This is a genomic window from Mesorhizobium sp. LCM 4576 (genome assembly GCF_001854815.1).
GTDB classification, from domain to species: domain Bacteria; phylum Pseudomonadota; class Alphaproteobacteria; order Rhizobiales; family Rhizobiaceae; genus Mesorhizobium; species Mesorhizobium plurifarium.
Genome location: NZ_MDDT01000010.1, coordinates 1 through 2,698 on the forward strand (window position 1 = coordinate 1; position 2,698 = coordinate 2,698).

The 2,698-nt window shown below is 66.5% G+C and carries 1 protein-coding gene; it reads left to right on the forward strand.

The genetic code is table 11. The features are described from left to right. Positions 1 to 355 precede the first annotated feature (355 nt). On the forward strand, positions 356 to 2,440 hold the full coding sequence (locus tag LCM4576_RS04820; RefSeq protein ID WP_071030799.1) for an ABC transporter ATP-binding protein/permease: 2,085 nt from the start codon (positions 356 to 358) through the stop codon (positions 2,438 to 2,440). Positions 2,441 to 2,698: the final 258 nt, after the last annotated feature.

The following is a 2,698-nucleotide window of genomic DNA, read 5'->3' on the forward strand; positions in this document are numbered from 1 at the left end:
TCCATCAACGCATCGCAGACGGAATCACAGCCCAACACAAGATCGCCAATCAAAAGCGAGTCATTCACTTCAAAAGATGTGTGCATCCCCTAGCCATTTCATGGGGGCGAGGAAGCGCCAATCGCGAACGGGCGCGGCCTCCGAAAGTCCGGGTTCCTCGCCCCRCCAAAGGTGGGGGAGAGGTGGYTCGGCGAACCCGAGACGGAGAGGGGGAGCGCGCTATGCGATTGGCCCGGGCGGCCCRCATGAAACCTTTTGATTTTTGGGCCGTTGTCGCGCGATGCCCCCGRCCAAGCGCAAACCGAAAGCGGACGACAGCGCCATTGAGCGCGGTGAAAGCAAGACGCGCCCGGCGATGTCGCGCCCCAATGCCCCGCGCCACGAAAAGCCGCGCCAGCAGAAACCGCGCGGCACTGCGAAACCGCGCACGGATAAGGCTGCGGAAGACAAACCAGAAGACGGGCTGAAAGGCGACAAGTCGCGGCAAGGCAAGCCACGGGCCGGCGAGAGCCCGCGCGAAGAAAAAGCACCCGCCGACGCCGCGCCCGAGRCCATCGGCCACGCCGGGTCGCCGCCGCCCGAGGCCGCCGAGCCCGGTCCCGCGCTTTCGCCCGAAGAGGCCGAGCGGGCGCGCAAGAAATATCTGCTGAGGCGCTTCTGGATAAGCGGGCGCGGCTATTGGGGTTTGCATGGCGACAAGCTCGCCTGGCCGCTGACGATCGGGCTGCTCACGCTGATCTGCGTCAATGTCGGTTTTCAATACGGCATCAACCGCTGGAATCGCGCGATCTTCGACGCCATCGAGCAGCGCGACGCCCACACCGTCTATTGGCTCAGCGCCGTCTTCCTGCCGCTGGTCGCCGGCAGCATCAGCCTGGTCGTCGCCCAGGTCTACCTGCGCATGACCATGCAGCGCCGCTGGCGCTCCTGGTTGACCACGGCGGTCATCCAGCGCTGGCTGRCCAGTGGCCGCTACTACCAGCTCAACCTCGTCAAGGGCGACCATGCCAACCCCGAGGCCCGCCTGACCGAGGATCTGCGCATCGCCACGGAATCGCCGGTCGACTTTGTCGCCGGCGTCCTCAACGCCTTCCTGTCGGCCTCGACCTTCATCGTCGTCTTGTGGACCATCGGCGGCGCGCTGAGTTTTACCCTTGGCGGCTCCACAATCACCGTGCCCGGCTTCCTGGTCGTCACCGCGGTCATCTACGCGGCCATCACGTCGACCTCGATGTTCGTCATCGGCCGCCGCTTCGTCCAGCTTTCCGAGGACAAGAACCAGGCCGAAGCCGAGTTCCGCTACGTGCTGACGCGTGTGCGCGAGAACGGCGAGAGCATCGCGCTGCTGGGCGGCGAGGAGGAGGAGAACGCCGGCATCGACCGCACCTTCGCCGGCGTGCTCGGCCGCTGGGCGCGGCTCACCGGGCAGCACATGCGGACCACGCTGGTCTCGCAAGGCTCCAGCTTGTTCGCGCCGGTCGTGCCGGTGCTTCTATGCGCGCCGAAATTCCTCGACGGCTCGATGAGCCTTGGACAGGTCATGCAGGCAGCCTCCGCCTTCGCTTTGGTGCAGGGCGCGTTCGGCTGGCTGGTCGACAATTATCCCCGGCTCGCCGACTGGAACGCCTCGGCGCATCGTATCGCCTCGCTGATGATGTCGCTCGACGGGCTGGAGCGCGCGGAGCAGAACGACCGGCTGGGCCGCATCCAGCGCGGCGAGACCGAGGACGGCGCCATGCTCGGTCTCAGAAATCTTTCCGTGACGCTCGACGACGGCACATCGGTGGTGAAGGAAACCGAGGTGGAGATCGAGCCCGGCGAGCGCGTGCTGGTCTCGGGCGAATCCGGCACCGGCAAGTCGACGCTGGTGCGCGCCATCGCCGGGCTGTGGCCCTGGGGCAGCGGCAGCGTCGATTTCCACCCGGGCAAGCGCCTCTTCATGCTGCCGCAGCGCCCCTATATCCCGTCCGGCACGCTGCGCCGCGCCACCGCCTATCCGGCCGCCGCCGACAACTGGAAGACGAAGGAGATCGACGCTGCCCTCGACAAGGTCGGCCTTGCCTATCTGAAGGACCGGCTGGAGGAGGAGGCGCCCTGGGACCAGACGCTGTCGGGCGGCGAGAAGCAGCGCCTGGCCTTCGCCCGCCTTCTGCTGCACGCGCCCGACATCGTCGTGCTCGACGAGGCGACCTCGGCGCTGGACGAGAAGAGCCAGGATAAGATGATGCAGACGGTGATCCAGCAACTGCCCAGGGTCACCATCATCAGCGTCGCCCACCGCGCCGAGCTGGAAGCGTTCCACACGCGAAAGATCACGCTGGAGCGGCGCGAGGGCGGGGCGCGGCTTGTCAGCGATGTCGAGCTTGCGCCAAGGAGGAAGRAGCGCGGCTTGTTCCAGCGCGCGCTGTGGGGGAGCGGGGCGAACGGCGGCAAAGGGTAGGGGGCGCTTCGAAGCTGTGCGTAATCCCCACCGGCGCTGCCCCCGCTCCGTCTCGGCGCTGCGCGCCGAGCCACCTCTCCCCCGCCTTTGGTGGGGGCGAGGAACCCAGGCTTGCGAGGCCGCACCCTCGGCGATTACCATTTCCTCGCCCCCACAAAGTGGTTAGGGGATGCACACATCGTTTGAGGTGAATGACTCGCTTTTGATTGGCTGGATGGCGTCGGGATGTGATTCTGTTGGCGATACTCGGATTGAGGA